Source organism: Escherichia sp. Lx600-2 (assembly GCF_036662595.1).
Taxonomy (GTDB): domain Bacteria; phylum Pseudomonadota; class Gammaproteobacteria; order Enterobacterales; family Enterobacteriaceae; genus Escherichia; species Escherichia coli.
Window position 1 is genome coordinate 1 of the sequence record NZ_JAYQWM010000154.1, and the last position, 4,952, is coordinate 4,952.

General features: G+C 40.3%; 4 protein-coding genes and 1 pseudogene. 3 read left to right on the top strand and 2 right to left on the bottom strand.

The window, feature by feature from the left end; translation table 11 throughout:
* Nucleotides 1-295: pseudogene (locus tag OQV04_RS23505) on the bottom strand (hypothetical protein); the annotation flags it as partial.
* 125 nt (nt 296-420) lie between these two features.
* Between OQV04_RS23505 and OQV04_RS23510 the strand changes: the two are divergent.
* The 3 genes from OQV04_RS23510 (at nt 421) to OQV04_RS23520 (ending at nt 3,024) form a co-directional block, all read left to right on the top strand.
* A complete protein-coding gene (locus OQV04_RS23510; RefSeq protein ID WP_001325074.1) occupies nt 421-633 on the top strand; it encodes an AlpA family transcriptional regulator in 213 nt (70 codons plus the stop codon).
* A 130-nt stretch (nt 634-763) separates the two neighbouring features.
* Complete coding sequence (locus OQV04_RS23515) at nt 764-2,176, top strand: YfjI family protein (RefSeq protein WP_032282314.1); 1,413 nt, start codon at nt 764-766, stop codon at nt 2,174-2,176.
* A 224-nt stretch (nt 2,177-2,400) separates the two neighbouring features.
* A complete protein-coding gene (locus tag OQV04_RS23520; protein ID WP_001028832.1) occupies nt 2,401-3,024 on the top strand; it encodes an inovirus Gp2 family protein in 624 nt (207 codons plus the stop codon).
* 89 nt (nt 3,025-3,113) lie between these two features.
* On the opposite strand, the gene OQV04_RS23525 is transcribed toward OQV04_RS23520, so the two are convergent.
* The gene (locus tag OQV04_RS23525) at nt 3,114-4,658 is read right to left on the bottom strand and encodes a hypothetical protein (RefSeq protein ID WP_196613734.1); all 1,545 of its coding nucleotides are present in this window, start codon (nt 4,656-4,658) and stop codon (nt 3,114-3,116) included.
* Nucleotides 4,659-4,952 lie beyond the last annotated feature (294 nt).

Genomic DNA, 4,952 nt, shown 5'->3' on the forward strand with positions numbered 1-4,952 from the left:
AGCATTCCTGAGCTGGATCATATACTTCTGTATATTCTTCTTTTAATTGCTCCACTCCGTCAACAGTACAATATTTATACTCCTTACGAGATGGATCACTGTACAAAATCACACGTGTTCCTACCTTATCAGAATTCCAGAATTGATCTCGCATCTCGCTTAGTTCCTTCTGTATCACGGGATACCTTTCGCTGAGCAGATCAACATATATGTCCCAATCACATTCGACCATATGCCCAGCAAGCCAATCCGATTTTTGACTAATTTCTTCGCAAAACTCAATCGCTGACAACATAAATACACCAAATATCAATTAGTTAAGTGTTGTAAAAAATGTTTTTTTGGTACACGGATTTTTTGCATTGATGCTTGCCGCTAATCTTTCTACAACCAAAATGAACTAATAAGAGGCAATCAAGCATGAATAATCCATCAACCGTTAGGATACTCCGCTTACCTGCTGTTATCCAAAAAACTGGTATGGCACGAGCAACAATCTACGATTGGTTGAACCCCAAATCACCACGTTACGATGCTTCCTTCCCCAAAAAGCGAATGCTCGGAGTGAAATCTGTTGGATGGGTTGAATCAGAGATTGAAGAATGGCTATCGCAACGCAGCAAACTTATTTGAGGATGCTACATGAATTCATACTCAATTGCTGTCATCGGATTGTCGGTAGTCATCCTGCTATTTCCGCTATTAATAGCAGAATAGCCATTTCGCTGAATTATTTATTAAATTAATAGAATGAGAGGTATCTATGTCGTGTGGTCGTCCTTTCCCTGTACATGTCTTCCCGCAGATCATCAGAAATGCGGTTTATGAAGTGGAACAGCATACGCAGGCACCCCAGGCTTTGATTGCTGCATCGGTGTTGGGGGTTATTTCGCTTGCCTGCCAGAACCGGATTGATGTGTGCCGACTGAATAATCTGCGCAGCCCAGTATCACTTTTTTTACTGACACTGGCGGATTCTGGTGAACGCAAAAGCACGGTGGACAAACTGCTAATGAAGCCATTGTATCAACTGGAAGAAGCATGCTTTGAAAAATATACCCAAGATTTAATTATCTGGCGGAATGAGGAAACGACTTTTAACATTGAAAAGAAAGCCCTGATATCAAAACTGAAATCAGATATTCGCCGTAACAAAGATCACTCCACAACGAATGAACGGCTGAAAACGCTGCTGTCGGCGAACCCGAAAGCACCGGTCAGGTTCAGGCAGATATTCAATGATGCCACACCAGCGGCGATAAAAGACTATCTCAGTGGTTGTTGGCGGTCCATCGGGCTTATGTCTGATGAAGCTGGTACCATTTTTAACGGCTATGCGCTGAATGAACTGCCTTTCATCAATAAAATGTGGGATGGCGCAATGTTTACTGTGGAAAGAAAAAGCGAGCCAGATAAATTAATCAAAGACGCCAGAATGACACTGTCGTTGATGGTTCAGCCTGATGTGTTCAAAAAAGGGTATCTGGAGCGTAAAGGCGATACAGCGAAAGGGATCGGATTCTTCGCGCGGTGTTTGATGTGTCAGCCTAGTTCAACACAGGGTTACAGACAAATTACCAGCCCGGTTATATCAAGCGAGCATCTACCGGTATTTCATAAACGATTGATGGAGATCGTTAACGAGAGCATTGTCAGAAATGATGAAAATGCGCGTCAGTGCCTACGTTTCTCTGCAGAAGCCGAAAAGAACTGGATCGAATTTTATAACAAGGTCGAGTCAGAAATGGGGTTGATTGGCTTCCTGTCTGGCTTTAAGGATTACGCCTCTAAAATGGCGGAAAATATGGCAAGGATTGCCGCTCTGCTGCATAAATTTAATGGTGATGAAGGGGATATACCCCTCAGTGCCGTAGAAGCCGCAGTAGAGATAAGCGCCTGGTATGTGGATGAGTATGTGAGAATTTTCTCTAAACCCCAGACGTTGCTGTTGGTTAGTTCAGAAGCAGATGAACTTTATTCGTGGATAAAAGATTATTGCTACCGGTGTGTGGTGCCATATATCAGGAAGACAACCATCTTGCAATATGGTCCGAACCGGTTCAGGAATCGGAGCAAAGCGAATGAGCTTCTCAGTACACTTTATTCGCAAAAGAAAATACGGGCGGAGAAGATAGGGAAAACCATTTTCATACAACCTGTTGATATTCTTATATAACGAACAGAACAAAGATAGGACGCAATAATTGTTTTATTAACCTATCTTCATTACAACTAATTAAAGAGTAACTTTCAATCAGTCATCGTAGGCTGTGGCTACTATTTTTCTAAAATTCAGTGTCGGATAGTTATTATATTGCAATTAACCATGCCTGTATATATATCACTAGTAGGCCATAGCCAGTAATGCGATGACTGTTATCCATCGAGGGGTGAATTATTATGAATATCTACGATAGCGAGTATGGCAGTCATGTTAAATCATACAAAGAAAGGATTATCGATGTTATTACAAAATCTGTTAAAGAACACGGACGTACACTGGCAATACGGGTGGATCTGCATGACCCGGTTATGCTGGATAATGGTGATACTATTTCCTGTATCGCTAATACTGATTCAGGATCTATATCAAGATTTACCAATTCACTGAAAGCCAAACTGGCAGCAGATGAACAGCGCAAGCGTAAAGAAGGTAAACGGGTACACCCGAATACGCTCCGCTATGCGTGGGTGAGGGAATTTACCCAGAATGGTAAGCGTCATTTTCACGTATTTCTGTTTCTGAACAAGGATGCTTACTACCACTTAGGGGATTTCAATCTTGATGAAGATACGTTAAGAACTATGATCACCTCGGCATGGTGCAGCGCATTAAGTATAACTCCCGAAGAGGGACAGCACCTAGTACAGTATCCTTCTAATGGTAAATATACCCTGAATCGTGATGATATTCTTAATGATATTTATCCCGACGATTTACTGAATCGAATTGATTATCTCACCAAAGTGAAAAGCAAGAACTTTGATGACGGTTATAGATCGTTTGGGTGTAGTAATAATTAACTAGCATTAATTAGGGCCCTTATCAGAGAGATAAGGGCTGGCGAGTATTAATAGAAACCATAATGGTTATAGCACCATCATCAGCTGCTTTATCCCTCGTTCAAAGTATCAACAACTTGCTCTAACCATAGTCGGTCACCTTGACACCTTGTGAGATCATCTACTGGAATTACTATTAGCAAATGGTTAAACTCATGCGAAATACGCAGTTTGTTTCGCAACCGCCGTTTCTGTTCTTCAACACTTCCATCCACACGCCTCGAAATAAGAATTAATTTCCGTCCTTTATTTTCGACCAGTTCACGGAAAAGTCCATTAATATGGCTATCATCTTTATTAAATCCAAAACCTACAACAACAATAGCATCAGATTCAGCATAAGCATCAAAAAGACTAACGTATCGTCTTGACATAGTTACTGATGTTAAAGGCTTAAGACCGCTTTGCGTCAGCATGAATGGAACATGAATCTGACGTTGGTCTACGTTATCTGGATTTTCACAAGTAATAACCGCATTTTTATAAGGGTTATAATAGTCGTGTACACTGCCGTTCAGGTGAATAATTTGTGGTAATTCTATATTCATACCACGGAAAACCTCTGCCAGAAGGCTGTTATAATTAGCCGTACCAATGGCTGAAATTGTTAGATCACCATCAAATGTAGCTAAGTCATGATAATAGCCATGATCGGGAAGATCTTCGATAGATGGTGCCTGGGAACTAATATAATCGCGTGCGATCTTGAGGAAAATAACCATCCGAGTAAATTTAGCCCATTCTGTGGAAGGTGAGAAGAGATATCGGAAATGGTCATCTATCAATTTCTGGTAGTCGAGTACTGTAGTGAACAGATTCTCTAATACTTTTTGGGCTATAGCACAGAAAAGTGTAAGAGCTGTTGCATCCTCATCAATATTGAAATTTCTATTTTCTTCCAGCAATAGTTCCAAAGCTGTCGAACCAATGCGATTAAACTCCAGACGGAACATACCGGTAATATCATCGAAGATGGGTAAATCATCCGGTGCAGCCTCAAATAACTCTTGGTTTAGGCGTTGAACAAGAGATTGTCCGTGTGCACCGACCAATAATTGTAAAAATGATATGACGTACCTTTTTAAATCATCATTGTTATCTGATTCTCGTACTACGTCCAACATAGCAGAGTAATATTCAGACTCGAATAACCTAACATCTCTGGCTAGTAACTCGTTAAGACGAATATCATGTGTATACAGACGCTCACCAATGACATGTCCTGTTAACTCTGAAAATAAATTTTCTAATATGGCCTTATCAATTCCTAGAGTTAATAGGGCATCATCACACTCTTGATCAAAACGATTTAGACGGCGAATTATTTCTTCACGTTTATATTCGATAGATGATTCAATAATACTGGAAAACTCGTTACGTCCAAAAGCATAAATGCTTTTATCAGCATACCCCTGAGGTAGCCAATCATTGGCGTAAGGTGAGCGTGAATCCACTAATCGCAGTTGTTGGCGGAGCTCAGTTTTATACTGACTTGGATCTTGTCTAAAAAGATCAATGGCAAATTTGCCTCCACTTGGTAAACCATAACCAATTTCTGCACCAGCACCAAAAAAAAATCCTAAATTCATAGCCATCACCTACTTATTTAAGTTAACTAGTGGAACCGCTTATCAGTATATAAAAACATTCTTTATAACTCTGGCCTTTCAATTTATAAAAGGCCATTTTATATTCAATTTATCTTAGGATCTTAATAGTCATTGGCAAGCCCACTACTGAATAACGTTTCCGCATTTTCAGCTACAGCTATAGCATTTCGTACATCCTGCCGTTTCAAATCTAACACCCGTAATTGGTGATGCTGCCAACTTACTGATTTAGTGTATGATGGTGTTTTTGAGGTGCTCCAGTGGCTTCTGTTTCTATCA

Bases quoted from the DNA above. Each gene is read 5' to 3' on its own strand.
- OQV04_RS23510 (WP_001325074.1), top strand. From the start codon at position 421: ATGAATAATCCATCAACCGTTAGGATACTCCGCTTACCTGCTGTTATC.
- OQV04_RS23515 (WP_032282314.1), top strand. From the start codon at position 764: ATGTCGTGTGGTCGTCCTTTCCCTGTACATGTCTTCCCGCAGATCATC.
- OQV04_RS23520 (WP_001028832.1), top strand. From the start codon at position 2,401: ATGAATATCTACGATAGCGAGTATGGCAGTCATGTTAAATCATACAAA.
- OQV04_RS23525 (WP_196613734.1), bottom strand. From the start codon at position 4,658: ATGGCTATGAATTTAGGATTTTTTTTTGGTGCTGGTGCAGAAATTGGT.